Raw genomic sequence first — 23977 nt, forward strand, 5'->3', positions numbered from 1 at the left:
TTTGTAACAAACCCTAGATTGAAGGTGCTCGTTTTCGAAAAATAAACATCTGCGTCTTTAAATGTCCATTTGCGAAACACACGCTGATTGCAGTACTGATCTGGCAACAAAGCGCATCGCAGAGGGCAATACGCTACAACAATAATGCACATAAGAGGCTGACTATGAAAACGCCACGTTTGCGCAAGCGTCCGCTTGCTATGCTCACGGCTATCTCACTATTTCCTTTCGCTTTACTCTCAAGCAACGCCTACGCCGAGTGCGAACGGGGCGACTTGGATACCCTCTATTGCGACGAAAATGGCGATATGGTCGCCGACCGCCCTGCCGATGAATCCGAATGGGCTAACCCCGATACACTGATCTTTGCCTATACACCGGTGGAAGATCCTGCCATTTATTCCGATATTTGGCAGCCTTTCATCGACCATTTATCTGACGTGACGAGGCGCGATGTGCGCTTCTTTGCCGTGCAATCAAACGCTGCGCAAGTAGAAGCTATGCGCAGCGGCCGACTGCATATCGCTGGCTTTTCAACCGGCCCAACGCCGTTTGCAGTCAACTTAGCCGGTGCCGTGCCCTTCGCTCTCATGGGTTCTGATGACGGCCAATTCGGTTACACCCTGCAGTTGTTTACCCACGTCGACTCCGATATTGAAACTCTTGAGGATTTGAAGGGTAAGCGGGTAGCGCACACTTCCCCCACCTCAAACTCTGGTAATTTAGCGCCACGAGCACTGCTGCCCGAGCTGGGTATTACACCAGAAGAGGATTATGAAGTGGTTTACTCCGGTAGCCACGACCAATCCATGTTAGGCGTCGTAGCGCGGGATTACGATGCCGCACCGGTAGCATCTGAGGTGGTCGAACGTATGGCCGCACGCGGTCTTTACGACGAAGAAGATGTTCGGCTGATTTTTGAGTCCGACCGTTTCCCCACGACCTCCTATAACTACGCGCACAATCTTCACCCTGACCTCGTGGAGAAAATTGAAGAAGCCTTCTTCACTTTCGACTTCGTCGGCACCGAGTTGGGTGATGAGTTCGAAGGTGTCGAGAAATTTATCCCCATCAACTACCAAGACAACTGGAAAGTTATTCGCACCATTCAGGCCGCAAATGGCGTGAGCTACACGCCCGAAAACCTGGAGTAACACATACTGCGCCGCTTGTTAGCGGCGCAGTTCTCGGTTAACTGATGGATGCGAATACATGCTGGAAATTACGAATCTGGTCAAACGGTACGGCCATAGCGAGGCTGTTTTAAAAGGTCTCGACCTTAAGGTAGAAGGCAACAGCGTTGTGTCTATCGTAGGCGCTTCAGGTGCCGGTAAAAGCACTATGCTGCGCTGTATTAATCGGCTAGTGGAGCCCACTTCAGGCTCCATCAAACTCAATGGCACCGAGCTTGTTAACCTGAAAGGCGCTGAGCTGCGCCGAGCACGGCGAAGAATCGGCATGGTTTTTCAAGGGTTTAATCTCCTTGATCGACTAACCGTGATGGAGAATGTGCTGGCAGGCCGGCTTGGCTATGTCAACCTCTATCAAGCCATCTCAAGACGCTACCCCCAATCCGACATTGAGCGAGCGTTTACGCTAATGGAGCGGGTCGGCATTGCCCACTACGCAAACAAGCGTGCCGATGAGCTTTCCGGTGGTGAGCGCCAGCGGGTTGGCGTAGTACGCGCTCTAATGCAAGAGCCCGACGTGCTGCTCGCTGACGAACCCACAGCCTCCCTAGACCCACGCACATCTGAACAGATCATGATGCTGCTGCAGAGCTTAGCCAGTGAGCTGTCGCTGCCTGTGCTGATCAACATTCACAACGTCGCCCAGGCGAAAACCTATACCGAACGTATTGTGGGCCTACGCCACGGTAAAATGATCTTTGATGGCCTACCCACTGACTTCAACAAAGACGCGCTAGATGCGATTTACGGTGGCATTGAAGCACCAGACGATGCGATCACCGAGCAGCCCGGCACTGCCGTGGAGGAACTACGCCATGATGCCGTCTGATATGCCACGCACTTGGAAAAAACCACCGTTTATCGCCAACCCATTGCTGCGCTACGGTTTGATCATTATCGCTGCGGCGTATTTGTTATGGGCCTTCGGCTCGTTGCCCTTCAACTGGGCACGTATTTCAGAAGGGCTGCCGCGGGCAGCGCGAATTTTTAGCGGCGGCTTTCCACCCAGCCTAGAGCGCTATGAGCTGCTGCTCACCGGTTTCAAAGAGAGCTTCCAAATTGCCGTTCTAGCAACGCTGCTGGGAGTTCTGCTCTCTATCCCGTTTGCAGTGATGGCCGCTCGCAATATTGCCCCTATGCCTGTTTACGTGATTGGCCGCGCGGTGATCATCATCTCACGCAGCTTTCACCCGGTGATTGTGGCGATTTTATTTGTGGCCGCCGTCGGATTTGGCCCACTTGCAGGGATTCTGACACTCACCCTTTACTCTATTGGTTTTGTGGGAAAGCTGCTTGCAGAGGAGATTGAAGAGATCGATTGGGGGCAAGTTGAAGCAATGCGCGCCTCCGGCGCAGGCTATTTGGCCACTCTGTTCTACGCAGTGTTTCCACAAATATTACCCCGCCAGGTAGGGCTTTCGATGTATCAGCTCGACAGCAATTTACGCGCTTCAGCGGTAGTCGGCATTGTGGGCGCAGGCGGTATTGGCGGCACGCTAATGAATGCGTTTGGGCGCTACGACTACGATTTCGCGTTTGCCATTTTATTGGTCATTATCGCGGTTATTTTAGTTAGCGAAGGCATCAGTGGCTGGGTGAGGAAAAAAATATGGTAGATCATGCGCAGCAACTCGCCGATCGAGTTTGGCAACGTTATGACAGGAAAGCCCGCCTGATTCGCTATAGCGTGCTACTCGCCACGCTCATGCTGGTGTTTTGGGCCGTGCGCGATATCGACATTTTTTGGCCCTGGGTGTGGGATGCCCCAAACCAAATTTCTGGCTTGGCCGGCCGTATGTGGCCGCCGAGTTCTGCTGGGTTAAGCAATATCCTTAATGCCCTTTTAGAAACTGTGCATATCGCCACCCTCGCCACCTTTTTAACAATTTTCCTAGCGCTACCCGTGGCCTATATCGCAGCCCAAAACACCACGCCTAATCGCGCCTGCCTATGGCTGGGACGCTTTATTCTGGTTTCTAGCCGCTCGGTCAATACGATTATTTGGGCGCTTTTGTTTGTGGCGATTTTTGGCCCCGGCGTGCTGGCAGGCATTTTAGCCATTGTGTTTCGCTCCATTGGCTTTATCGGCAAGCTGATGGGTGAAGCCATTGAAGAGATCGACCGCCGCCCTGTGGAGGCCATGGAAGCCACAGGGGCGACAAAAGCTAAAGTAGTGGCATATGCCATTGTGCCCCAGGTGATGCCGGCCTTTTTTGCCATTGTGATTTTGCGCTGGGACATCAATATCCGTGAATCTACGGTATTAGGGCTGGTAGGCGCTGGCGGGATTGGGGTGATTCTCCAAGGTGCTATCGATACTTTTGCCTGGCCAACGGTGGCTACCATTTTGATGGCCATTATCGTGCTGGTATTGCTGGGCGAAGCCATTACCAGCCTGCTGCGTCGTAAGGTGTTGTAACGAAGCGATGATCACCACAGGTAAGCGTTTGACCAAACGCCAAACGCTTGCCATGTTTAAAGGGTAATCAACGACATGGAGGACGTACGACGATGACCACCTATATCGTGGTAGCTGACGCCGCCCGCGCACGCATTTTCACCCGTGACGCGCTCCATCTTACCGAGCAGGAGAGCTTGGTACACGCAGCCGGTAGGCTACATGAAGGAGACTTGATCACTGACCGCCGCGGTGCCGATGTCCATGAATCAACGTCAACGTCGTCGCGCTCATCCGGTGAAGAGGGCGCTGCTTCCCAACATGAGAATGAGCTGTTTGCCAAAGAGGTGGCGCAACGCCTGTATAACGCTCGTGTGGATAACAGCATGGAAAAGCTAATTATGGTCGCCCCGCCCAAGTTTTTAGGGTTGCTAAAGGAGAAACTCGATCACCCGACCCAGAAGCTGGTCATTCATACGCTTTCGAAAGATCTTAGTAAGGCATCAATGGCCGATATTCAAAATGCCGTCAGCGACCTCCGCTAATTAAATTAACGCTATTTGACATTTTTATTAAAGGCCTGGTGGCTCTCCGCCGATAGCTAACGTCGAGTTTAGTGTACGTGGCACCCGCGTACTGATTCCAAACGACGTTGAGAGCTACCATGTTTTCATCCCTGCGAGCACGCATACTGCTAACCGCACTCACGGCCATCACCCTTGCATTGATCATCAATGGTGTTGCCAGTTACTACACCGTCAAGCAGCACAATACCCAACAGGTGACCCGCAACCTAGATGCTGTTGTGCGCGGCAACAGTAGCGCCCTTCACGAATGGATAGCATCCCGCAGCACCATGCTAAGCGGCATGGAAGAAGCTATCTCCAGCAATGATCCACGTACTGCCCTGCGACAGCTAACGGCTTCGGGCGACTTTATGGCCACCTACCTAAGCGTGGCCGATAGCGGAGAGACTATTTTTTTCAACGGCTGGCAGCCACCCGCCGATTTTGACCCACGCGAGCGCCCTTGGTACCAAGCCGCCGTTGCCGCACAGGACACCATTGTCACAGCACCGTATGTCGATGCCCAAACTGGCGACTTAGTTGTGACCTTTGCCCGCCCTTTCTATCAAAATAATCAACTACAGGCAGTGGTAGGAGCCGATGTCAATATTCGCGATGTGATCGCAATCGTACGTGATATCGCTCCAACACCGTCAAGCTTTGGTTTCCTTACCACCGGTGATGGGACGCTAATCGCCCACCCCAACAGTGAGCTATCGCTAGAACCTACGACAGTGCTAAGCGATAAACTAAATGCAGCCTATATCGAGCAACTGGCCAACACCAAGCAACCACAGCAGATGCAGTTGGAGGAAAGCAGTAAATTACTGCTGAGCCGCTCCATCGGTGGCAATAGCGACTGGCAGCTTGTGGTGGCACTGGATGAAGCGGAGGCCACTGCAGGGTTGAGAGCCATTGCCACCACGTCCATTGTTACCCTACTGATTGTCGCGGCGGTTACCACTGTGGTCTTTGGGGTGCTGCTGTCACTGCTGTTACGCCGCCTGCTGGGGGTGCGCAGCGCCATGGATAATATCGCCTCAGGCGAAGGTGACCTGACCCAGCGCCTGCCTGAAGACGGCAACGATGAAGTCACTCAAATCGCTAGCGCCTTTAACCGCTTTGTTAACAAAATGGAGCACGTCTTAATCGATGTGCGCGAAAGCAGCGAATCGGTCCACCACGCCGCTAACGAGATTGCCATGGGTGGTCAAGACCTCTCCCGCCGTACCGATAACGCGGCTTCTAGCCTTCAGCAAACCTCCGCATCGGTAGAGCAAATCACTAGCACCGTGCAGCACACTGCGGCGGCAGCTCAGGAGGCCAACAAGCTTTCCTATGCGGCTACTGAGGTCGCCAAAGAGGGTGGTCAGGTGGTATCTAACGTGGTCAACACCATGGAAGATATTTCCGACGCCTCGAATAAGATTGGCGAGATCGTGACCCTGATGAACAGCATCGCCTTCCAAACCAACCTGCTGGCGCTGAATGCTTCCGTTGAGGCCGCACGGGCGGGCGAGCATGGACGAGGCTTTGCGGTCGTGGCCGATGAAGTGCGCAAGCTGGCCGGACGCAGCAGCGACGCTGCCAACGATATTCAGCAGCTGATCGAAGACTCCCAGACGAAGGTAAACAACGGCACCTCGTTAGTGCGTAGCGCGGGCAGCACCATGCAGGATATCGTAGAGCACATCACTCGCGTTTCCGACGTACTGGAAGAGATCAACGCTGCCACCAGCGAACAGAGCGATGGCATTAAGCAGGTCAATATTGCGGTAGCAGAACTGGACCGGATGACCCAAGAGAACGCCGCGATGGTAGAGGAGTCCACTACCGCCGCCGAGCAGCTAAAGGAGCAATCGGATCACCTCACCGGCACGATTAGTAGCTTCAAACTATCCCGCGAAACAGCGACTCCTGCATTACAAGCACCGATAGAGAATGATCGCTAACAGTTAAGGAATCGGCGGCAGCGAGATATCGTCACTGCGCTTGGCCCCGGCGGTCATTTCGCGGCAGAGGCGTAAAAACTCCCGCACGCCGGTGGTCAGGTATTTGTGGCGATGCCAAATGAACGTGAACTGGCGTTTTAGATCCAACTCCGGCGTGGGCAGCGGCACCAAGCTGCCCCGCCGGAAGGCATCGCGCAGCGCCAGCCGCGAAACGCAGCCGATTCCTAGGCCCGACTCTACAGCCCGTTTAATCCCCTCGGTGTGTTCAAGCTCCAGCAGGGTATTAAACCGGCTACGGCGGTGGCGGGCGGCATGTTCTAGCGTCATCCGGGTGCCGGAACCCTCCTCGCGCATAATCCAATCCTCCCGCAGCAGCTGATCCAGCTCCAGGTGCTCTCGCCCCGCCAACGGGTGGCGCGGCGAGCAGAACACGCACAGCTCATCCTCGACCCAGGGCTGGCTGATGATCATATCGTCATCGCACTGCCCTTCGATCAGCCCTAGATCCAGCGAGTGTTGGCGCACGCCTTCGATAATATGCCGCGTATTACGCACCGCCAGCCGCACCCGACTGCCGGGGTAGCGCTGCATAAAGTCACTGATCAACAGCGTGGCGAGATAGTTGCCAATGGTTAGGGTCGCCCCTACGTCCAGCGCGCCCACACCTTGCTGGCCCCGCAGCAGCTCTTCCACCTCCTCGGCACGATCCAGCAGGGCCACCGCCTTAGGCAGTAACTGGAAGCCGAGCGCGTTGAGCTTTAGCCGCTTACCAATGCGGTCAAGCAGTTGGCAGTCGAACTGGCGCTCCAGCTCGGCCAGCGCTGTGCTGGTGGCCGACTGCGACATGGCTAGCGCCCGCGCCGCGTGGGAAACACTCTCGTGCTGGGCAACCGCGACAAAGACTTCTAGCTGGCGCAGGGTGTAGTGCATGGCCAAAACCTATCCATAGAAAAGTGATCGGCGAAAAGGGCTATATCGATTTTAAAGATAAGCGTTATCAAGATAATTTGCTTAACAGATATACCACCCTTTATTTAGAATTAGCAGCAGTCGATAAAGCTATTTTTTATTCTTTTTTGGAATATGGCGAGCAAGGCTTAGGCCGCGCTGCCCTTGGAGGAGTTAGTATGAGCAAGTTTGCCCTGGAAGAAGTGCTAAGCGTTCACCACTGGAACGACACACTGTTCAGCTTCCGCACCACCCGCGAGCGCAGCCTGCGCTTCAAGAACGGCCAGTTTGTCATGATTGGCCTGGAAGTGGACGGTAAACCGCTGATGCGCGCCTACTCCATCGCCAGCCCCAACTATGAAGATCACCTGGAGTTCTTCAGCATCAAAGTGCCCGACGGCCCGCTCACCTCACGTCTGCAGCACCTGCAGGTAGGCGACCAGATCATGGTCAGCCGCAAGCCTACCGGCACGCTGGTGTGCGACGACCTGCTGCCGGGCCGTAACCTGTACATGCTCTCTACCGGCACCGGCTTGGCGCCGTTTATGAGCCTGATCCAAGACCCGGAAGTTTACGAGCGCTTCGAAAAAGTCGTGCTGGTACACGGCGTGCGCGAAGTCTCTGAGCTGGCCTACGCCGACTTCATCACCAAAGAGCTGCCCGCCCACGAATACCTGGGCGAAGAAATCGCCGAGAAGCTGGTGTACTACCCCACGGTCACCCGTGAAGAGTTCCACACCATGGGCCGCCTGACCGACCATATTCGCAGCGGCAAGCTGTTCGAAGACACCGGCCTGCCGCCCATCGACCCGCGCCAAGACCGTGCGATGATTTGCGGCAGTCCCGCCATGCTGGACGACACCAGCGCGCTGCTTGACGAGCTGGGCCTGAATATCTCCCCGCGCATGGGCGAGCCGGGCGACTACGTGATTGAGCGTGCCTTCGTCGAAAAATAGGGTGCTCAGCGATCAAGGTTAATTCGCTGCTAAACCTAAAACACACCGCCAGCGGTTGCGTTGGCGGGGTGTTTGTTTGTGCACCGTGCGGGGGTTATACCGCGTCTTTACCGGTTTCGCCGGTACGGATACGGATGACCTGCTCAAGGGGCATCACAAAGATTTTACCGTCACCGATTTTACCGGTGTTGGCAACCTGGGTAATCGCGTCGATCACCTGCTCGGCCATATCATCGTCGACGGCCACTTCAAGTTTTACTTTGGGCAGAAAATCCACCACGTACTCCGCGCCACGGTAGAGTTCAGTGTGGCCCTTCTGACGGCCAAACCCTTTCACTTCCGTTACCGTAATGCCCTGCACGCCGATATCAGAGAGCGATTCGCGTACGTCATCAAGCTTGAACGGCTTGATAATGGCTGAGATCAATTTCATTGCGACATCCTCTAGCTTGGTGGCCCACTGTTCTCAAAACAGCATTGTTAAACGGTTGTCATAACCCATCAAGGTTAGCGGGGCGCTCGCATAGCCAAGCCCGTTACCCAGTCGGTTAAGCATACACCGCCATGGGCGGAGAATAAAAAACCAGTATGTACCTAGCTAATAACAGCCAAAGCAACGCTTTGTCTTAACGACAAAAAGGCCCCACGAGGGGGCCAAAAGGAGCACGCCAGCTCACATGATTAGCGTAAAGCTTATTTCTTAACGCTAAACTCGGGGTAGGCTTCCAGACCGCACTCAGCAATATCGACGCCTTCATACTCTTCCTCTTCGCTAACGCGGATACCCATGACCGCTTTCAGTACCAGCCATACCACTAAGCTTGCGATGAAGACCCAGCCGAAGATACCCACGATACCCGCCAGCTGTGCACCGAAAGAGGCATCGCCATTACTCAACGGTACCGCCAGCAGGCCCCAGATACCGGCTACGCCGTGGGCGGAGATTGCACCCACTGGGTCATCCAGCTTCAGCTTATCGAGCGTTACGATAGCAGCCACGACCAGCAAGCCACCCAGCGCACCGATAAGCGCTGCGCCCAGTGCCGTGGGCGAGAGCGGGTCGGCGGTGATAGACACCAGGCCGGCGATCGCACCGTTCAGCGCCATGGTCAGATCGGCCTTGCGGAACCACAGTTTGGCAAGCACCAGCGCCGCAATAACCCCCGCAGCGGCGGCTGCATTCGTGTTAACAAACACTTGAGCCACGTTATTGGCAGAGCCGATATCTGACATTTTCAATTCGGAGCCGCCGTTGAAGCCAAACCAACCCATCCACAGAATGAAGGTACCCAGCGTTGCCAGCGGCATATTGGCGCCTGGAATCGCGTGGATAGAGCCATCCTTGCCGTACTTGCCTTTACGCGGGCCAAGTACCAGCACCCCCGCCAGCGCAGCGGCCGCACCCGCCATGTGGACAATGCCCGACCCCGCATAATCAGAGAAACCTAACGCGGAGAGCCAGCCGCCGCCCCACGTCCAGTAACCGGATACCGGGTAGATGAACGCGGTCATCACCACGGCAAAGGCCAGGAACGCCCACAGCTTCATACGCTCAGCCACCGCGCCGGATACAATCGACATAGAAGTAGCCACAAACACTACCTGGAAGAAGAAGTCAGAACGCATGGCGTAGTAAGGCGCATCGTCACCACCGGCCAGCACCGCATCGGCGCTGTTTTCGGTACCGATCAAGAAGCCCAGGTTCGGCAGGAAGCCACCTGCGCTGCTGGAGTACATAATGTAGTAGCCCACCAGCAAATACATGGTGCAAGCAATCGCAAATAGCGCGATGTTTTTGGTCAGGATCTCGGCGGTGTTCTTGGAGCGAACCAAACCCGCTTCCAGCATGGCAAAACCTGCGGCCATCCACATGACCAGTACGCCGCAGATCAGGAAGTAGAACGTATCGAGCGCGTAGCTCAAATCTGCTAACTCATTCATGAGGTGTTCCCCGTTGAACTAATAGAGAAGTTATGCGTTATCGATAGGCCGGCCAGCGACCCTTAAACGGCGTCGGCGCCGCGCTCACCGGTACGAATACGGATGACATCTTCCAACGGCGTCACAAACACTTTGCCGTCGCCAATTTTGCCGCTGTTCGCTGCGTTGCAAATGGCATCCAGCACGCTCTCCAAGCGCGCATCGTCTACGGCAACCTCTACTTTTACCTTGGGCAGGAAGTCGACCACATATTCGGCACCGCGGTAGAGTTCGGTATGGCCTTTCTGACGGCCAAACCCTTTTACTTCGGTGACGGTAATCCCTTGAACGCCGTTGTCGGCAAGTGCTTCACGAACGTCGTCAAGCTTGAATGGCTTGATGATAGCGGTGATGAGTTTCATACCGGATCTCCCCTGCTGGATCAGTCCCACTCGGTAAGTAGCGGCGTGGCCGCCCGAATTTAGTGCTTGCCCAGCTAATGCTCATACCGTGCCACTCATTTTTTAATTATTAAAATTCAACAACTTAAATAATAGCCATGAATAGAAGGAGGTCGTGCTACGGCGCTGCTCGGAAAGGGCTAGCGCTGCCTTGCACCATAAAAGAACATTAAAAAAAGCTAACCGCCCCATTTCGATGCACTCACCAACACGCACCCGCTGCCTTAATTCACACACGGCACATGCGAATCGTCGGCGGGTTGCGTATCCTTATCCCTAAGCAGTTCACATTTATGCGTGATCGTTTAAGGAGAGAGCCATGGCGCCCCAAGATCGCATTAGCCGCTTAGCCCAGCAGATCGGCGACCGTCTACAACATGCGTCGCAAGCCCCGGAAGATATTCAGAAAGGCGTCCAGCAGGTCGTGCGCGGCGCGTTCGACCGCCTGGAGCTGGTATCACGGGAAGACTTTGATATTTTGATGGATGTGCTGCAGCGCACCCGCGCCCGCGTTGAGGCCTTAGAGCGCCAAGTCGCCAGCCTGGAAGCCGCGGTAGAAGCCTCTAGTACCACCGCCGTCACGCCCGTGGAGGCCGAGGCTCCACCCGCTCCGTCACATTCCACCAACGCCACCAAGCCCAACGCTAACGACGCTGGCTAAGCACACGGTTCAGCACGGTACGGGGCAGACATCTGCCCCACTCTTCATTGCTCCTTCCCGGTACTTGCCTCTACCCTTGCCTCCAGACCAAAGCAGCGAACAAGAATCACTATCATTGACTCTGGCCGTCATAGTGCTATCGTGCGCCTATCCCATGCCTCATGCGTGCCGCTAAGCACCAATAAGGCGCAAGCATAATTCCATGACAGCAACTGCCCTATGCCCCAGCAGCAACGCTTCGCCACGCCGGAAATCACCCCCCGTTCACTGGCTCGGCTTGGCCAGCGCTTTGGCATTCACTACCGCATTGAAGGCTCCGACTCGCCGCGCCAGCCAGTCGCCATCGGCCATGTCCACGACGTTAGCCTGCCCCAAGGGATGCACTTAACGCTCTCGGATCTTCAGGTAGAGCGTGGCTATACTTCCACTTCCTATCAAAGCGTACCGTGGTTCTTGAGCATTATTCTGGAAGGCACCATCCAGCTGCACATGAACAAACAGCAGGTGATACTCGGTGCGGGCGACGGCGTCTGTGTTCACTTTGATGCACAGCATCCGCTAACAGTGCACCAACCTGCCCAGCCGCGCCTTCGCACCGTTAATCTTGCCGTATTGACCACCACCCCATTAGGGCTACCCGACCCGTCTGGTTCACCGCATTTGCACTGCTGGCCATTATCCGAGGCGCTGCGGGATACCCTTTGCACCATTAGCAGGCAGCCGCCCTCCACCTGGCGGCAGCCGCTGGTGTGGCAGGGGTTGGCACTGCAACTCATTGGCTTAGGCTTGCCGGAACCGTCACCAACGTTTCCTGAACACAGCGGCCTTTCTGCCCGCGACCGCCGCCGCTTGGCAGCACTGCATTCGCGTATTGCCCAGCACCCCGCCGAGCCCTACAGCCTTACGGCTTTGGCGAAAGAGGCTGCCATGAGCCCCAGCAGCCTACGGCAGAAATTTCGCGCCTGCTACGGCTGTGCGCTGTTCGACTACATTCGCCAAGCGCGCCTGCAGCAGGCGTACAAATCACTGCTACAAGGCCATAGCGTTCAGCAAGCCGCCCATAGCTGCGGCTATCGCCACGCCAGTAACTTCTCTACCGCTTTTAAACGCCACTTCGGCATTGCCCCCCACGCACTCCAACGGACCGGTTCATAGGCCACCGGAAGGTTCCCTTACTAGCCGACATTTGGCAGTACGCATAACTTCCGTGGCGCTGCGCATACCTTTCCCCCACCATTAAAAGCAATAATTCTCATTAATTAATAACATTCGTTCCTTTTCCCCAGGAGTGCTTATGACCTTCACGCACCGCACCTTCCTATTGGCTCCGTTAAGCAGTGCCCTGTTGATTGCGATGACACCAACCGTAGCGGCGCAGTCGCATACTGCGTTGGATACCGTCACCGTGACCGCCCAACAGGCCGCCACCAAAGTCGCTACGCCCTTTATTGAAACACCGCAGAGCGTCTCGACCATCACCGAGGCGCAGATGGCACAGCGGGGGGTAAATACGGTGCAGCGCGCTACCGACTACACCCCTGGCGTGTACAGCAACCAGATTGGCGCCTCGAACCGCTTTGACTACTTGGTGCTGCGGGGCTTCTCCGATGGCAGCCTGGGCAACTCTTTTCTGGATGGCCTAAAGGTAATGGGCGACACCAACTCCCATAGCAGTATGCGTATCGACCCCTGGTTTTTAGACAGCATTGAAGTAGTGCGTGGCCCGGCGTCCGTGCTGTATGGCCGCGCCTCACCGGGCGGTGTGGTGGCCCTCAACAGCAAACGCCCTGAGTTTGAGCAAGGCGGCGAACTGCGTTTTAGGGTCGGCAATAATGATCAGCGCAGCGCCGCATTTGATCTCACTGGCCCGCTGGGGGAAGAGCAACGCGTCGCGTTTCGCCTCACCGGTATCGCCAGCGCCGCCGATACCCAGTTCGGCCCTGCCGAAGAGGAGCGCTTCGCTATTGCACCACGTCTTACCTGGGATATGACCGATGCCACCAGCCTAACCGTGGAGGCCTACCTGCAAGACGAGCCGGAGGGCGGCTACCACTCCGGCGTGCCTTATGAAGGTGCCGTTGTGCCTCGCAATGGCCGTACCATTAGCAACAACTTCTTCGATGGCGAAGCCGATTACGACGCCTATGAGCGCACCCAGCGCATGTTGGGTTACACCCTTGAGCACCGCTTTAACGACCGCGTATCCGCCCGCCAACTGCTGCGTTACCTCAACTCAGACGTCACACTCAATCAGGTGTATGGCTTTGGCTGGACATCGCCTACTTCAAGCGAACTGACCCGCTACTACGCTGGCAGCGACGAGTCGCTGCAGGCATTAACGGTGGATAACCAGGTAGAAGCCCACCTGACCAGTGGCTTTATGGAGCATACCCTGCTGTTTGGAGTGGATTACCAGCACCGCGAGAACGAGGTTTCCTGGCCCTCCGGTGCGTTTCCTTCCTTGGACGCCTTTAACCCAGAGTATGGCAGCGAGCCGCTAGCGTTCTACCCTCCCCTCCGGGAGAGCCACGAGCTGGAACAAACCGGTGCCTACCTTCAGGATCAAATCGCCGTGGATAACTGGCGCGTGACGCTGGGCGGGCGTTTCGACTGGGTGTCTATCGACAACACCAACCGCGACAGCGGCGCTACCAGCGCGCTCAACGACACCCAGTTCAGCGGCCGCGCGGGGGTGGTCTATCTGTTCGATAATGGCCTTGCGCCCTATGCCAGCTACTCCACGTCCTTCACCCCCACCAGCTTCGTGGACGCCAATGGCGACCTGCTCGCTCCTATGGAGGGTGAACAGTGGGAAGCCGGCGTGAAGTACCAACCCAACGACCGGCAGCAGTACAGCGCAGCGCTCTTCCACATCAGCCAGGAGAACGTGGCTACTAAAGAGCAGCCCACCGACCCCTATCGTGCCGTGGGCGAGATTGAGTCACAAGGCATCGAATTAGAAGCCCAAACGCAACTCACCGAGGCGCTCTCACTTCAGGCAGGCTACAGCTTTACCGACATTACCTACGCCAAAAGCGACGACGGTAACCAGGGCAATAACGCCATTTACTCACCCCGCCATCAAGTACAGCTGTGGGGCCACTATGCCGTGCAGGAGGGTTGGCTAAGCGGTGTGGATATCGGCGTGGGCGTGCGCCACTACGCCGACATTGCCGCCGACCGCGCTAACACCGCCACGGTGCCGGATTACACCCTAGTTGACGCCACGCTGGGCTACGACTGGAGCCAGGCAGGCCTTAATGGCGTAGAAACCCGCCTGAATGTGCACAACGCTCTGGATAAAGAGTACGTGGCGTCGTGTAACTCACTGGAGTACTGCTATTTCGGTGCCGAACGCGGCGTCACCGCCAGCATTCACTACCGTTTCTAAGCAGCGACCACACCCAGGCATACGCGCCCTGTGCATGCCTGGGTGTTTCTATTTGCAATTGATAAACAGACTCGTTTAAATAAGGCGCTTATTGCTAGGTACTAACGCCATGCGCTGCTTTCCCCGACTGCTTATCCTGGCTCGCCGCAGCCTGCTCGCGGCAGGTCTGCTGTTGTCTACTGCCAGTCACGCCCAGTGGGCCACCATCGACTGGACCATTGCCGAAACGCTGCTGGCCATTGACGCGCCGGTCAGCGGTATCGCGCAGCAGCCGGCCTACCATGACTGGGTGGGCGAACCGCGCATCCCCGAGCATGTCACCGATATTGGCCTACGTACCCAGCCCAACTTCGAGCTGCTGGCCCAATCGCCCCCCGAGCAAACGCTGCTCTCGCCTATGTTTATCGGGCTGATTCCCCGGCTGGAGAAAATCGCCCCGGTGGGTACCTTCGCCCTCTACTCACCCGGCGCTGACACGTGGCAAGAGATGCAGAGCCTTACCCGCCAGTTGGGCGAGCTCACCGAGCGCAATGCCGAAGCCAACGCGCTGATCGAGGACACCCAGCAGCTGATGGCCGAGCTGCGCCGCCAGCGCAGCGACTCGCCCCCACTGCTGATGGTGCAGTTTATGGATGCCCGCCATGTGCGAGTGTTTGGCGAGAACAGCCTCTACAACGCCGTGCTAGAACAGCTTGAACTGCCCAACGCCTGGGACCAGCCCACCAACGCCTGGGGGTTTGCCCTGGCCGGTATTGAAGCGCTGGCACGCTACCCCGATGCCACGCTGGTGGTCGTCGACCCACTCCCCGCAGGCGTGGAAGAGCAGCTTGCAGGAAGCGGTCTTTGGGAGCACCTGCCCAGCGTTCAAAGTGGCCGCCTACTGCGCCTGCCCCCCGTGTGGAGCTTTGGCGCTCTCCCCTCCGCCCAGCGCTTTGCCCGTGAGCTCACCAGCGCGCTGAATGCCTATAGTGCCGAACCGCCATCAGCGCACTCACCTTACGCCCAGTAGCGCTCAACGCTTTAAATAAAGTAGGCTTAGCCAACGGTTTGCCGGGGTTAACCCTGGTGGGCTTGCCGGAGACCGCCGTGAAAGAGAGCCGCGAACGGGTGCACAGCGCCTTGATCAACGCGGGTTTTGATTTCCCCAACACCAAGCGCATTACCCTCAACCTCGCCCCGGCGGATCTCCCCAAAGAGATCTAGTGTGATTTAGTTATCGTTGTTATCTGCCGCTAAAAGTAAATGAATTCGTTCAACTTCGCTCATTGAGGCTTTCTGTAAGGCTTTCCAGCTATCCGGTGGGTTGCCACTGCTGAGCATTTTCTGAAAGACAGAGTAAGCATCATGCTTACTGCCATAAGCGCGTTTTGCAGCGTCATCATTGACCCACGCATAAATAATGATTTTGCTCGCAGCATCGTAGCGAAAGAACAGCCGGTACTGCTGGTAGAACTTTGCTCGTTGCCAATGAGTGTGCTCTGCGCCAAGCGTGTTCCCTTGGCGATATTGAGTGCCTGATGGATCCTGCGGAATATCATTCAAGGCCAGCTTCATGATCGCTGCTAGGCGCTTGGTGGCCGCCTTGTTGCGATAACCGGCAGGATCTTTCGATTGAAGATGTCTCACCTTCAAGGTGAGTGCTTCGACTTGTTCCAAGAACAACGGATGGGCATAAATCGTCCATCCATTAACCTCCAGAGGCTTCATTCGTCGTCATCATCCTCTTCCAGCGCCTCTTCGAGGTCTACCTCAATACCTGCGGTAAGCCGTTCGGCCTCGGCAAAGCTACTGGCAGTCACCGGGCGAATATTTTCTGGATGCGCCAGAAGATCGCGCTCTAGAAAATTGAGGAAGTTGACCATTACAGGGTCGTGCTTGGCCTCATCACTTGCCCGGGAAAGCACCACTTCTCCATCAGGACGAACGGTATAATGGATACGGTCTCGGCGCTTCAGCTTTAGCGCCCGGCGAATCGATGCCGGAACAGTCGTTTGATAGCGATCCGTCAGAGTTGAGTCGTCTTCGATAAGCGTGCTCACTGTCGCTCTCCGCTTGATAGCAATGCAAAGGTAATGCATACGAAGTTAATGCAAGCGCATTACTTCGTCAAGCCGTCTCCGCTACTTGAACCGGTTGCTTAAGCGCTACCAAAGCCTTCTTAATTACGTTAGGTTAAATGCTTAGGCTAATGTAGCTTTAGCCTACATTGGAGTAAGTGACAACAGCAGAGGAAAGGCGATGACGCTAGCGATTGTCGCCACGCGGGCGGGCGTGGGGTTGGAAGCACCGGCGGTACATGTAGAGGTTCACTTAGCCAACGGCTTGCCGGGGTTAACCCTGGTGGGCTTGCCGGAAACCGCCGTGAAAGAGAGCCGCGAGCGGGTACGCAGCGCCTTGATCAACGCGGGTTTTGATTTCCCCAACACCAAGCGCATTACCCTCAACCTCGCCCCGGCGGACCTGCCCAAAGAGGGGGGCCGTTTTGATCTCCCCATTGCCCTGGGCATTCTCGCGGCCTCCGGCCAAATCCCGGTGGATGCGCTGGAAGGCATGGAGTGCGCGGGCGAACTGGCCCTGGATGGCAAGCTGCGCGCGGTGCCCGGTATGCTGCCTTTTGCGCTGGCTACCCGCCGCGCCAACAAAGCGCTGATTGTACCCCGCGCCTGCGCCGATGAAGCCGCCCTGGCGGGCGATTTACCGGTGCTACCCGCCGACTCTCTCTGGCAAGTGGTCGCCCACTTACTCGGCCAGGAGAAAATTCAGCCGCATCAGCTCTCAGCGTCCGTTAAATCCACCGCACCCATGGCAGACTTGGCCGACGTGCGCGGCCAGCATCAGGCTCGCCGAGCGTTGGAAGTGGCGGCGGCAGGTGGCCATAATTTGCTGCTAGCTGGCCCACCTGGCACCGGCAAAACTATGCTGGCCAGCCGCTTGCCCGGCATTCTGCCGCCGCTTTCTGAAGACGATGCGCTTCAAGTGGCGGCGGTGCGCTCGGTATGCGGCTTGGCGCTGGAAGCCGACTGGGGCCAGCGGCCTTTTCGCCAACCCCACCATAGCGCTAGCGCCGCCGCGCTGGTCGGCGGCGGCTCAAAACCCAAACCGGGTGAAATTTCATTAGCACACCACGGCGTGCTGTTTTTGGATGAGCTGCCGGAGTTCTCCCGCAACGTCTTGGAAGTATTACGCCAACCGCTGGAGAAAGGAAGGGGTTATTACCAAACAAATTACGTAAACGCGAAAATACATCAAAAATTGCCCAATGAGTACCTTCAGCAAACCCGTTAGAAGCTAAAAAAACCGTATTTTTAGCCGTTTCAACCTCTTTACCCTAGGCGACATAGCCATAAGCACCCGAAACGCCATAGAAAGCCTTACACGCGGAAAGCGAGTTTTCCTAAAACAATACTTGACAATGAACAAAAAAAATGTTTTGTTACCCGCCCTTTTGCTTTGATTTAGCAACACCTTATATTGGCGGGCTTATAAAACCACGTATATATGCAAAGGAAATGAGAATCGTTCTTTAAAAATACGCACAACCACTTTATTTCGTAAAAACTAACTGCCTTGATTAGATTAGCTAACTGTGACAGTTAGCAGTTGAGTAAGTGTGATGGTTAGACTTTTGCTACTCCTTTCCTGTAAAAAAACTAATACTTCCTTTCTCAATAACCCCAACCGAAGGGCGGGAGAGATTTAAAACAATAAAACAAGGGAGCGAAGCGAGCTTTGGAGTTTTTTTCAATATAGAAAAACTAACATTTTAGAAAAAAAACACTCCACTGATTACTACTCTATAAGCAAAAAAAAATAAAAGTTATATGTTAAGCAAAAGAGCTTTAAAAACGAAAAAAAGACTTTGGATAATATCCAAAGTAATTGAGATAATATCCAAAGTCTGATATATTTTAGAAACTTTTATCGGCACTCGGGCAAGTGCCCAATAATAATCAAAAGACTTTTTACTTAACCAGGGAGACTAAGAGGATGGATTATAATAACACTAAATCTAAAAAAGATCCAAGCGACAACTTTAAAACAAAAGTTGGATTTAATAAGTTCGCTTTTTTAAGTTTTGATAAGGAGGGGTATGTTATGAGATTAAGAAAGTATGAAACAAGCATAAGAAGAAAAATAAAACAGCTTAGAGAAGATAAGAAATTAGTGTCCAAGGAAGACACATTGAAAGCTATGGAAAAAGAGATCAAACAGCTCAAGTCAAGGTTGTTAAACAACACTGATAATGCGGTTTTATATTATTTTATTGAGCATATTGACTACAACAATAAAGTAGATATGGATAAGGTTAAGAAAACTCAAACAAGTATAGCAAATGAGTTATGTCTAGATAACGCGGAAGTATCAAGAGCTTTTAAAAAGCTTAAAGAGCTAAATATAATAAACTTCACGAAGTCAGGCCACGCTTTAGAAAAAGTGTTGGTTTCTCCATTTATAATTTGGAGAGGGAAAGCAAAAGACCACTATGATTTAATGCGAGAATTAAAAGAAGAGTTTGCTGATAGGCCATTTGAAGTAAAGCTTAGAGCAGCTTAGAAAATGATAAGGCCAGCAAATAACTGGCCTATATATTTATTACCAATTTCCAAGCTGTTCTTCTATCTGTTCCTTCGCATAGCTTTTTATTTCTAAAAAATACAATTCGTCTCTCGTTGTTGGCTCCTGATTGGGGTCAAAATCTGCATCCTCGGCCTTTCTAAGCTCTTCAAGGGCTTCCATCGCCCATTCCTCAAGCTCGGGGCTTTCTAGGGCTTCTGGGTCGGTTCTGAACGCATTAAGGTCACAGGGTAAGGTGTGCTCGCCCATTAGCTCCGTCTTAATGTATACGGCTTGTGGTTCGATGTGAACGATTCGTAGTGATAGCCGTTCAATATTTTCGATAATGTCTTTCATTTAGGTTCTCGCGGTTCGTGTTGTGCCTGTTCTACCGGAAGAGGCTAGTTAGGGCAAGCTAGAAGCGACCTAAAAGCCTCGCTGGCAGGGATTGATTGGCTGGGGGGGGGGGGTGGCCGAGAAGGTGAGTTTATAAGGTATCCCCCTCTGTCAGCCTAGTTGTCCGGTTGGCGATATCGCCTAAACTCAGTCCAGAGGGAGCGGTATGGAATTCATGTGCCACGTTATTCTGAAGAGCGTAAAGCCGCCATCCTGAAAAAGTTATTGCCGCCCCACAATCGCAGTGTGGCGTCGGTAGCAACGGAAGAAGGCATCTCCAACGCGACGCTGTATAGTTGGTTAAAACAGTGTCGAGAAAAAGGAGTCCCTGTGCCGGGTTACACCCAAGGCGACAACGAATGGTCACCTGACGCCAAGCTAGCCGTTGTCATCGAAACCGCGACGATGTCAGAAACAGAGCTTGGCGCTTACTGTCGTGAAAAAGGCCTTTATCCCGAGCAAATCCAGCAATGGAAAGCCGCTTGTCTCGAAGGAGCTGGTCGGCAAGAAGAGCAGGCAAAAGCAGCGCAGAAACAGCGCAAAGAAGACCGAAAGACCATCAAGCAGCTCAAAGCGGAAGTACGGCGCAAAGACAAGGTGCTGGCAGAAACAACGTCGTTGCTAGTGCTTTCAAAAAAGCTCGAAGCCTTGTACGGCGAGGATCCGGACAGCGGCGAGGACGACTAACGCCTCTCAAGGAACGTGCAAGGCTCATCGCGCTATTTGACGAAGCGGTTATGGGTGGCGCGTCCCGTTATCAAGCGGCTGCCGTGATCGGCATAAGCGAACGCACACTGAAGCGGTGGCGATCTGAGCGCGGCGCTATTGTCGAGGATCAGCGTCCACATGCAGGGCAACACAGGCAGCCGCATCAGCTGACGCATGAGGAAGAGCAAGCCATTTTGAACACGTGCCATCGCCCCGAGTATCAGAGCTTGCCGCCGTCTCAAATCGTTCCTTTATTGGCCGACGAAGGCGTCTATCTGGCCTCCGAATCGTCGTTTTATCGGGTCTTGAAAAAGCATCATCAGCAGCACCATCGTGGCCGTATGAAACCACGTCGTTCAGTCCCCGAGCCGACTAGCTTTACGGCTACAGGGCCAAACCAGGTCTGGAGCTGGGACATCAGTTATTGTGCCTCCGTTGTGCGAGGTCAGCACTGGTATCTTTACCTGATCATGGATATCTACAGCCGCAAAATCATTGCTTGGGAAGTCCACGACACGGAATCGGGCGAGTTGGCTAAACAGCTTTTGGAACGTGCCTTGCTGCGAGAAGGTTGCTGGCATCAGCCGCCAGTACTGCACTCTGATAACGGAGCACCGATGACCTCCTATACGCTCAAAGCGAGGCTAACAGAGCTGGGCATGTTGATGTCTTACAGTCGGCCGAGAGTAAGCAATGATAACCCTTACTCGGAAGCGCTGTTCCGTACCGTCAAATACTGTCCAGCGTGGCCCACCAAGGGCTTCGCATCGCTGGGCGCGGTACGAGAATGGATGCTAGCGTTCGAGCGGGCTTACAACGAACAGCACCTGCACAGTGGCATCCAGTATGTCACGCCAGCGGACCGTCATCGCGGCGTAGACCAAGAGCGCCTGGAACGCCGGAACGCGGTATACCAACGTGCGAAGCAGCGACATCCGCAACGCTGGTCGGGCCACACTCGAAACTGGGAAGTCACCGGCCCAGTCTCGCTTAACCCGGGAAAAATGCACGAAATCGAGCGTAATCAACAGGCTGCTTAAGCGCAGCCATTTGGACAACTGGGTTGAAAATCACCGATTCTCTGCAAAGCTCAATACACCACTGGTGTAGCGTCCAGCGAACTTGCCATAGCCTACAATGTCGCTGAACTCCTGCACGCTACCACGCATTAAAGCGGGTTCAATGGCTCTCTGCTGGCCGTTCGCATCTTTATCGCTAAACAAATACCCCACCGAGTTTTTAACAGCTCTAAGCGGGTTTTTTTGGCTTTTACCGTGCTTGAATAATTTAACTATCATATTCAGCACCTCCAAAAGCCGTATAGCTCTGGCGGATTACTGCTAGCTCTTTCTGAATAACGCTAAGCTCGGTTAGAATCTCCAAGGCATCAAGTGATAGCCCTACTTTTGCTCTTTCGTTGGCGTGTCTCGCCAACTGATTCATATTTCTACCGAGCAGGTTAATTTCACGAATTAAAAGTGGGTCAGCATCGGGAACTGTTCGAACTTGCGTTCTTGGCTTGCCTGTAAAGGCAAGTTGGCGAAGCCATTCACTAAGGGTCAAGTCGTAAGAATGAGCTTTAGCCTTTAATAACTCTTTCTCGTTTCGGGACGCCCTAACATATATAAATAAGTCTCGAACCTCTTTTTTCTTTGCCATAAATGAACCTCCATATTTTTATTTTTGTCTCCATTGCTGGGGATAGTTTTCGGGGGTCAAGGGGGCGGAGCCCCTTTGCCAGTATCACGGTAATGCGCGAAGCGAGCCACGAAGTGGCGTCATTACAAGTGTATGCTGGCTTATAACCTTTTAAAACATTATAACATATAAACTTAATTTTAAGTTATTATAAATATTTGTGTTATAATAAAGGAAAAAGGAGCTAATATGTTGATGTTTGAAAGTCTATCAAAAGAAAAAAGAAAAGAAATAATATCTTATATTAAAAGAAACAAAAACGAAGATGCAGAGTCTATTGCGAGGCGATTTAATATTTCAAAAAATAAAATCGAGTTATTGAAAAGGAAACACTTAGATAAAGAGCCATTTAGGCCAGGCTTTTAATTTTTAAAGATGCCAATGAACATTAAAAATAAAGCCTGACAGACGATTACAAGGTAAGATGGGAATACAAACAAACCTACCTTGAGGAAGAGCTATTGTGTAGAATAATCATTGATATTTTTAATACCGAAGTTTTTTAATGGATGATGTAGATTAAACTTCTCTGTAATCCCAACCACCTCTATTCCATCCTTTTTGACAAACATATCAACGCGTCTATATTTTCGTGCATAATGAAAACTAAAAACAAAATTATTATCTTTGAAAAACTTGTTGATTTTTTGTCTACTTTTTTCATATTTCAACATCTCAACAAAATGGTTAAAATCAACCACTTCAAGGGACTCCTTCTCAGATATTTGTTCATCCATTTTCTTATTGAGCATTAAGATTTTATCTTCTTGTTCAACCATACTTCTTATCACAAAGTGTGGCAGTTTACCTCCATATTTTTTAGCGGAGTCCTCTAAATCTCTCAACATAGATTTTTCTTTAACTAGCTCAATCCTTATGGCTTCTTGTTGTTTATTAGCTTCGCCATCTTTTTTCCTTGTCATTTCAAGCATCAACATACTTGATGCGTTGGCAAACTTTTGTTTTTCAATAGCTTCTTTAGAAAAATAAGTCTCAGGTAAGTCTATTGATACACTAGCGCTAGACATTTTAAACTCTTGTTCACGCAAATGTTTTTCAAACATTATTTTCAAGTATATCAGAAGCGTTCCAACTGCGTAGTCAAAGCGGAAGGACTGTTCTTCACAACCGGTTGCCGTTTCTTTTTTTCGGCTACACCTAAAATAAGCATATTGATTTCCAGAAGGGTTTTTCCCCCTTGTAAAAGACATTGTTTCACCACACTCAGCACACTTTACACAATGTTTAAATATATTTAAACTTCCAACACTTTCGTTACCATAGTGCGTTTTTCTCTTTCTATCCTGCATTGCAGATACAGCGTTGTAAAAAACATCCTCGTCAACAATCTTAGGGTAGTAATTTTCTATATTATGCTCAAAAACTTTCTTCCCATTCTCTCTTCTACTAGCTCTATAAACTCCTATTGGGTATTTAGACTTTAGCATATAAGCTATATGCTTAGAGGCCCATTTCCTTTTTGACCATTTATTCACTTCTCTTATTGTTTTTAAAACACCAACATATTTTAAGCTTTCAAAAATTGCTCGTATTTCATCTGCTTCTTCATCAACTATTTCAAGCCTACCATCTTCTGTTACAGTTAATCCATAAGGGACATTATTGGAGCTGGTAAATACCTTTCCTTCATCTTCGGCCAATCTCTTTGCTTTGTTCCAAGCTGATTTTCTACGTTTACTTTTAGTCTCACTTTCCTCGTTAGCACGCTTTGCAATTAACCCCATCATTAAATAGTTTTCAAAATCTTTAGAATAGTCCTCGATAGAATATAAATGTTCATCGCTTGTAGTATATATATTTATTCCTTTATCAAGGATGCCATATAAAATACTAGTGGTTTTACTTAGAGCCTGGCGACTAACTCTATCAATGCTCTCTATTACAAGATAATCTCCACTTGATATAACCTGGTTATCTATTTCATCTAGTATTTCTTTAAACTTGCCTTTTTTAATGTTTTCGCCTTTGTAAGATGAAACGCCTTCATCTATATATATGTCACGAACTTTAACACCAAACTTTTTCTCAAAAGCCTCAAGTGGAGTTGTTTGCCTATCGACTGAATCGCCTTCAGATTGGACGGCCGTGGAGTACCTAACATAAGCTACAGCGATTGTCATATCACTATCCAATTGTAATATAAGGATTTTTTTAGAA

The 23977-nt window shown here is 52.5% G+C and carries 24 protein-coding genes and 3 pseudogenes; 17 read left to right on the forward strand and 10 right to left on the reverse strand.

What is annotated here, in order from left to right:
• Positions 1-164 precede the first annotated feature (164 nt).
• From phnD to LG300_RS15520, 6 genes are all read left to right on the forward strand, one after another.
• On the forward strand, positions 165-1154 hold the full coding sequence (gene phnD, locus LG300_RS15495; RefSeq protein ID WP_404376190.1) for a phosphate/phosphite/phosphonate ABC transporter substrate-binding protein: 990 nt from the start codon (positions 165-167) through the stop codon (positions 1152-1154).
• A gap of 58 nt (positions 1155-1212) precedes the next feature.
• Positions 1213-2019 carry a phosphonate ABC transporter ATP-binding protein gene (phnC, locus tag LG300_RS15500; protein ID WP_404376191.1) on the forward strand — a complete coding sequence of 269 codons (807 nt, stop codon included), beginning with the start codon at positions 1213-1215 and terminating at the stop codon, positions 2017-2019.
• A complete protein-coding gene (phnE, locus tag LG300_RS15505; protein WP_404376192.1) occupies positions 2006-2806 on the forward strand; it encodes a phosphonate ABC transporter, permease protein PhnE in 801 nt (266 codons plus the stop codon). Before phnC ends, phnE (LG300_RS15505) begins: the two co-directional genes overlap by 14 nt.
• Complete coding sequence (phnE, locus tag LG300_RS15510; protein WP_404376193.1) at positions 2800-3609, forward strand: phosphonate ABC transporter, permease protein PhnE; 810 nt, start codon at positions 2800-2802, stop codon at positions 3607-3609. Before phnE (LG300_RS15505) ends, phnE (LG300_RS15510) begins: the two co-directional genes overlap by 7 nt.
• A gap of 92 nt (positions 3610-3701) precedes the next feature.
• Entirely contained in the window at positions 3702-4133 is a 432-nt protein-coding gene (locus tag LG300_RS15515) for a host attachment protein (RefSeq protein ID WP_404376194.1), read from the forward strand.
• Between the two features lie 119 nt (positions 4134-4252).
• Positions 4253-6106, forward strand: coding sequence for a methyl-accepting chemotaxis protein (locus LG300_RS15520; RefSeq protein WP_404376195.1), 1854 nt, complete (start codon positions 4253-4255; stop codon positions 6104-6106).
• A gap of 3 nt (positions 6107-6109) precedes the next feature.
• On the opposite strand, the gene LG300_RS15525 is transcribed toward LG300_RS15520, so the two are convergent.
• Complete coding sequence (locus LG300_RS15525; protein WP_404376196.1) at positions 6110-7036, reverse strand: LysR family transcriptional regulator; 927 nt, start codon at positions 7034-7036, stop codon at positions 6110-6112.
• Positions 7037-7233: 197 nt separating this feature from the next.
• Between LG300_RS15525 and LG300_RS15530 the strand changes: the two genes are divergently transcribed.
• Positions 7234-8010, forward strand: a complete 777-nt coding sequence (locus LG300_RS15530) for a ferredoxin--NADP reductase (RefSeq protein WP_404376197.1) — start codon at positions 7234-7236, stop codon at positions 8008-8010.
• A 94-nt stretch (positions 8011-8104) separates the two neighbouring features.
• On the opposite strand, the gene glnK is transcribed toward LG300_RS15530, so the two are convergent.
• The 3 genes from glnK to LG300_RS15545 all read right to left on the reverse strand — a co-directional run bounded on the left by glnK (position 8105) and on the right by LG300_RS15545 (position 10352).
• The gene (gene glnK / locus LG300_RS15535) at positions 8105-8443 is read right to left on the reverse strand and encodes a P-II family nitrogen regulator (RefSeq protein WP_009098335.1); all 339 of its coding nucleotides are present in this window, start codon (positions 8441-8443) and stop codon (positions 8105-8107) included.
• Positions 8444-8703: 260 nt separating this feature from the next.
• Positions 8704-9951, reverse strand: coding sequence for an ammonium transporter (locus LG300_RS15540; protein ID WP_404376198.1), 1248 nt, complete (start codon positions 9949-9951; stop codon positions 8704-8706).
• A 62-nt stretch (positions 9952-10013) separates the two neighbouring features.
• On the reverse strand, positions 10014-10352 hold the full coding sequence (locus LG300_RS15545; protein WP_058579766.1) for a P-II family nitrogen regulator: 339 nt from the start codon (positions 10350-10352) through the stop codon (positions 10014-10016).
• Between the two features lie 358 nt (positions 10353-10710).
• Here LG300_RS15545 and LG300_RS15550 point away from each other — a divergent pair, with 358 nt between their 5' ends.
• The 5 genes and pseudogenes from LG300_RS15550 to LG300_RS15570 all read left to right on the forward strand — a co-directional run.
• On the forward strand, positions 10711-11052 hold the full coding sequence (locus LG300_RS15550) for an accessory factor UbiK family protein (RefSeq protein WP_404376199.1): 342 nt from the start codon (positions 10711-10713) through the stop codon (positions 11050-11052).
• A 219-nt stretch (positions 11053-11271) separates the two neighbouring features.
• Positions 11272-12207, forward strand: coding sequence for an AraC family transcriptional regulator (locus tag LG300_RS15555; RefSeq protein ID WP_404376200.1), 936 nt, complete (start codon positions 11272-11274; stop codon positions 12205-12207).
• A 139-nt stretch (positions 12208-12346) separates the two neighbouring features.
• The gene (locus LG300_RS15560; protein WP_404376201.1) at positions 12347-14443 is read left to right on the forward strand and encodes a TonB-dependent siderophore receptor; all 2097 of its coding nucleotides are present in this window, start codon (positions 12347-12349) and stop codon (positions 14441-14443) included.
• Positions 14444-14552: 109 nt separating this feature from the next.
• Positions 14553-15452 (forward strand): ABC transporter substrate-binding protein, encoded by a 900-nt coding sequence (locus LG300_RS15565; protein ID WP_404376202.1) that lies wholly within the window; start codon positions 14553-14555, stop codon positions 15450-15452.
• Positions 15425-15640 (forward strand): annotated as a pseudogene (locus LG300_RS15570) (magnesium chelatase domain-containing protein); the annotation flags it as partial. The gene LG300_RS15565 and the pseudogene LG300_RS15570, both read left to right, overlap by 28 nt.
• 12 nt (positions 15641-15652) lie before the next feature.
• Here the strand turns inward: LG300_RS15570 and LG300_RS15575 are convergent.
• Both LG300_RS15575 and LG300_RS15580 read right to left on the reverse strand, forming a co-directional pair.
• On the reverse strand, positions 15653-16150 hold the full coding sequence (locus tag LG300_RS15575; protein ID WP_404376203.1) for a type II toxin-antitoxin system YhaV family toxin: 498 nt from the start codon (positions 16148-16150) through the stop codon (positions 15653-15655).
• The gene (locus LG300_RS15580) at positions 16147-16482 is read right to left on the reverse strand and encodes a type II toxin-antitoxin system PrlF family antitoxin (protein WP_137093994.1); all 336 of its coding nucleotides are present in this window, start codon (positions 16480-16482) and stop codon (positions 16147-16149) included. The genes LG300_RS15575 and LG300_RS15580 overlap by 4 nt, the downstream gene beginning before the upstream one ends.
• A gap of 199 nt (positions 16483-16681) precedes the next feature.
• On the opposite strand from LG300_RS15580, the pseudogene LG300_RS15585 reads away from it, so the two are divergent.
• Both LG300_RS15585 and LG300_RS15590 read left to right on the forward strand, forming a co-directional pair.
• Positions 16682-17647: pseudogene (locus LG300_RS15585) on the forward strand (YifB family Mg chelatase-like AAA ATPase); the annotation flags it as partial.
• Between the two features lie 783 nt (positions 17648-18430).
• A complete protein-coding gene (locus LG300_RS15590; protein WP_404376204.1) occupies positions 18431-18997 on the forward strand; it encodes a hypothetical protein in 567 nt (188 codons plus the stop codon).
• 39 nt (positions 18998-19036) lie between these two features.
• Here LG300_RS15590 and LG300_RS15595 read toward each other — a convergent pair whose 3' ends face one another.
• Positions 19037-19354: a hypothetical protein gene (locus LG300_RS15595; protein WP_404376205.1), complete on the reverse strand. Its 318-nt coding sequence runs from the start codon at positions 19352-19354 to the stop codon at positions 19037-19039.
• Between the two features lie 216 nt (positions 19355-19570).
• Between LG300_RS15595 and LG300_RS15600 the strand changes: the two are divergent.
• Both LG300_RS15600 and LG300_RS15605 read left to right on the forward strand, forming a co-directional pair.
• A pseudogene (locus tag LG300_RS15600) lies at positions 19571-19654 on the forward strand (hypothetical protein); the annotation flags it as partial.
• 209 nt (positions 19655-19863) lie between these two features.
• Positions 19864-21141 carry an IS3 family transposase gene (locus tag LG300_RS15605; RefSeq protein WP_404375620.1) on the forward strand — a complete coding sequence of 426 codons (1278 nt, stop codon included), beginning with the start codon at positions 19864-19866 and terminating at the stop codon, positions 21139-21141.
• 30 nt (positions 21142-21171) lie between these two features.
• On the opposite strand, the gene LG300_RS15610 is transcribed toward LG300_RS15605, so the two are convergent.
• Together LG300_RS15610 and LG300_RS15615 are read right to left on the reverse strand one after the other, a co-directional pair.
• The gene (locus LG300_RS15610) at positions 21172-21399 is read right to left on the reverse strand and encodes a hypothetical protein (RefSeq protein ID WP_404376206.1); all 228 of its coding nucleotides are present in this window, start codon (positions 21397-21399) and stop codon (positions 21172-21174) included.
• Entirely contained in the window at positions 21389-21760 is a 372-nt protein-coding gene (locus LG300_RS15615) for a plasmid mobilization protein (RefSeq protein ID WP_404376207.1), read from the reverse strand. Before LG300_RS15615 ends, LG300_RS15610 begins: the two co-directional genes overlap by 11 nt.
• Positions 21761-21988: 228 nt before the next feature.
• Between LG300_RS15615 and LG300_RS15620 the strand changes: the two genes are divergently transcribed.
• Positions 21989-22165 carry a hypothetical protein gene (locus LG300_RS15620; protein WP_404376208.1) on the forward strand — a complete coding sequence of 59 codons (177 nt, stop codon included), beginning with the start codon at positions 21989-21991 and terminating at the stop codon, positions 22163-22165.
• 92 nt (positions 22166-22257) lie between these two features.
• Here LG300_RS15620 and LG300_RS15625 read toward each other — a convergent pair whose 3' ends face one another.
• Positions 22258-23940 (reverse strand): recombinase family protein, encoded by a 1683-nt coding sequence (locus LG300_RS15625; RefSeq protein WP_404376210.1) that lies wholly within the window; start codon positions 23938-23940, stop codon positions 22258-22260.
• Between the last annotated feature and the right edge of the window lie 37 nt (positions 23941-23977).

It is taken from the genome of Vreelandella aquamarina (assembly GCF_044805175.1).
In the GTDB taxonomy this organism is placed as follows: domain Bacteria; phylum Pseudomonadota; class Gammaproteobacteria; order Pseudomonadales; family Halomonadaceae; genus Vreelandella; species Vreelandella aquamarina_B.

Excerpts from the sequence above, each read along its gene's own strand:
- phnD (WP_404376190.1), top strand. The coding sequence starts at position 165 with ATGAAAACGCCACGTTTGCGCAAGCGTCCGCTTGCTATGCTCACGGCT.
- phnC (WP_404376191.1), top strand. The coding sequence starts at position 1,213 with ATGCTGGAAATTACGAATCTGGTCAAACGGTACGGCCATAGCGAGGCT.
- phnE (WP_404376192.1), top strand. The coding sequence starts at position 2,006 with ATGATGCCGTCTGATATGCCACGCACTTGGAAAAAACCACCGTTTATC.
- phnE (WP_404376193.1), top strand. The coding sequence starts at position 2,800 with ATGGTAGATCATGCGCAGCAACTCGCCGATCGAGTTTGGCAACGTTAT.
- LG300_RS15515 (WP_404376194.1), top strand. The coding sequence starts at position 3,702 with ATGACCACCTATATCGTGGTAGCTGACGCCGCCCGCGCACGCATTTTC.
- LG300_RS15520 (WP_404376195.1), top strand. The coding sequence starts at position 4,253 with ATGTTTTCATCCCTGCGAGCACGCATACTGCTAACCGCACTCACGGCC.
- LG300_RS15525 (WP_404376196.1), bottom strand. The coding sequence starts at position 7,036 with ATGCACTACACCCTGCGCCAGCTAGAAGTCTTTGTCGCGGTTGCCCAG.
- LG300_RS15530 (WP_404376197.1), top strand. The coding sequence starts at position 7,234 with ATGAGCAAGTTTGCCCTGGAAGAAGTGCTAAGCGTTCACCACTGGAAC.
- glnK (WP_009098335.1), bottom strand. The coding sequence starts at position 8,443 with ATGAAATTGATCTCAGCCATTATCAAGCCGTTCAAGCTTGATGACGTA.
- LG300_RS15540 (WP_404376198.1), bottom strand. The coding sequence starts at position 9,951 with ATGAATGAGTTAGCAGATTTGAGCTACGCGCTCGATACGTTCTACTTC.
- LG300_RS15545 (WP_058579766.1), bottom strand. The coding sequence starts at position 10,352 with ATGAAACTCATCACCGCTATCATCAAGCCATTCAAGCTTGACGACGTT.
- LG300_RS15550 (WP_404376199.1), top strand. The coding sequence starts at position 10,711 with ATGGCGCCCCAAGATCGCATTAGCCGCTTAGCCCAGCAGATCGGCGAC.
- LG300_RS15555 (WP_404376200.1), top strand. The coding sequence starts at position 11,272 with ATGCCCCAGCAGCAACGCTTCGCCACGCCGGAAATCACCCCCCGTTCA.
- LG300_RS15560 (WP_404376201.1), top strand. The coding sequence starts at position 12,347 with ATGACCTTCACGCACCGCACCTTCCTATTGGCTCCGTTAAGCAGTGCC.
- LG300_RS15565 (WP_404376202.1), top strand. The coding sequence starts at position 14,553 with ATGCGCTGCTTTCCCCGACTGCTTATCCTGGCTCGCCGCAGCCTGCTC.
- LG300_RS15575 (WP_404376203.1), bottom strand. The coding sequence starts at position 16,150 with ATGAAGCCTCTGGAGGTTAATGGATGGACGATTTATGCCCATCCGTTG.
- LG300_RS15590 (WP_404376204.1), top strand. The coding sequence starts at position 18,431 with ATGGATTATAATAACACTAAATCTAAAAAAGATCCAAGCGACAACTTT.
- LG300_RS15595 (WP_404376205.1), bottom strand. The coding sequence starts at position 19,354 with ATGAAAGACATTATCGAAAATATTGAACGGCTATCACTACGAATCGTT.
- LG300_RS15605 (WP_404375620.1), top strand. The coding sequence starts at position 19,864 with ATGGAAAGCCGCTTGTCTCGAAGGAGCTGGTCGGCAAGAAGAGCAGGC.
- LG300_RS15610 (WP_404376206.1), bottom strand. The coding sequence starts at position 21,399 with ATGATAGTTAAATTATTCAAGCACGGTAAAAGCCAAAAAAACCCGCTT.
- LG300_RS15615 (WP_404376207.1), bottom strand. The coding sequence starts at position 21,760 with ATGGCAAAGAAAAAAGAGGTTCGAGACTTATTTATATATGTTAGGGCG.
- LG300_RS15620 (WP_404376208.1), top strand. The coding sequence starts at position 21,989 with ATGTTGATGTTTGAAAGTCTATCAAAAGAAAAAAGAAAAGAAATAATA.
- LG300_RS15625 (WP_404376210.1), bottom strand. The coding sequence starts at position 23,940 with ATGACAATCGCTGTAGCTTATGTTAGGTACTCCACGGCCGTCCAATCT.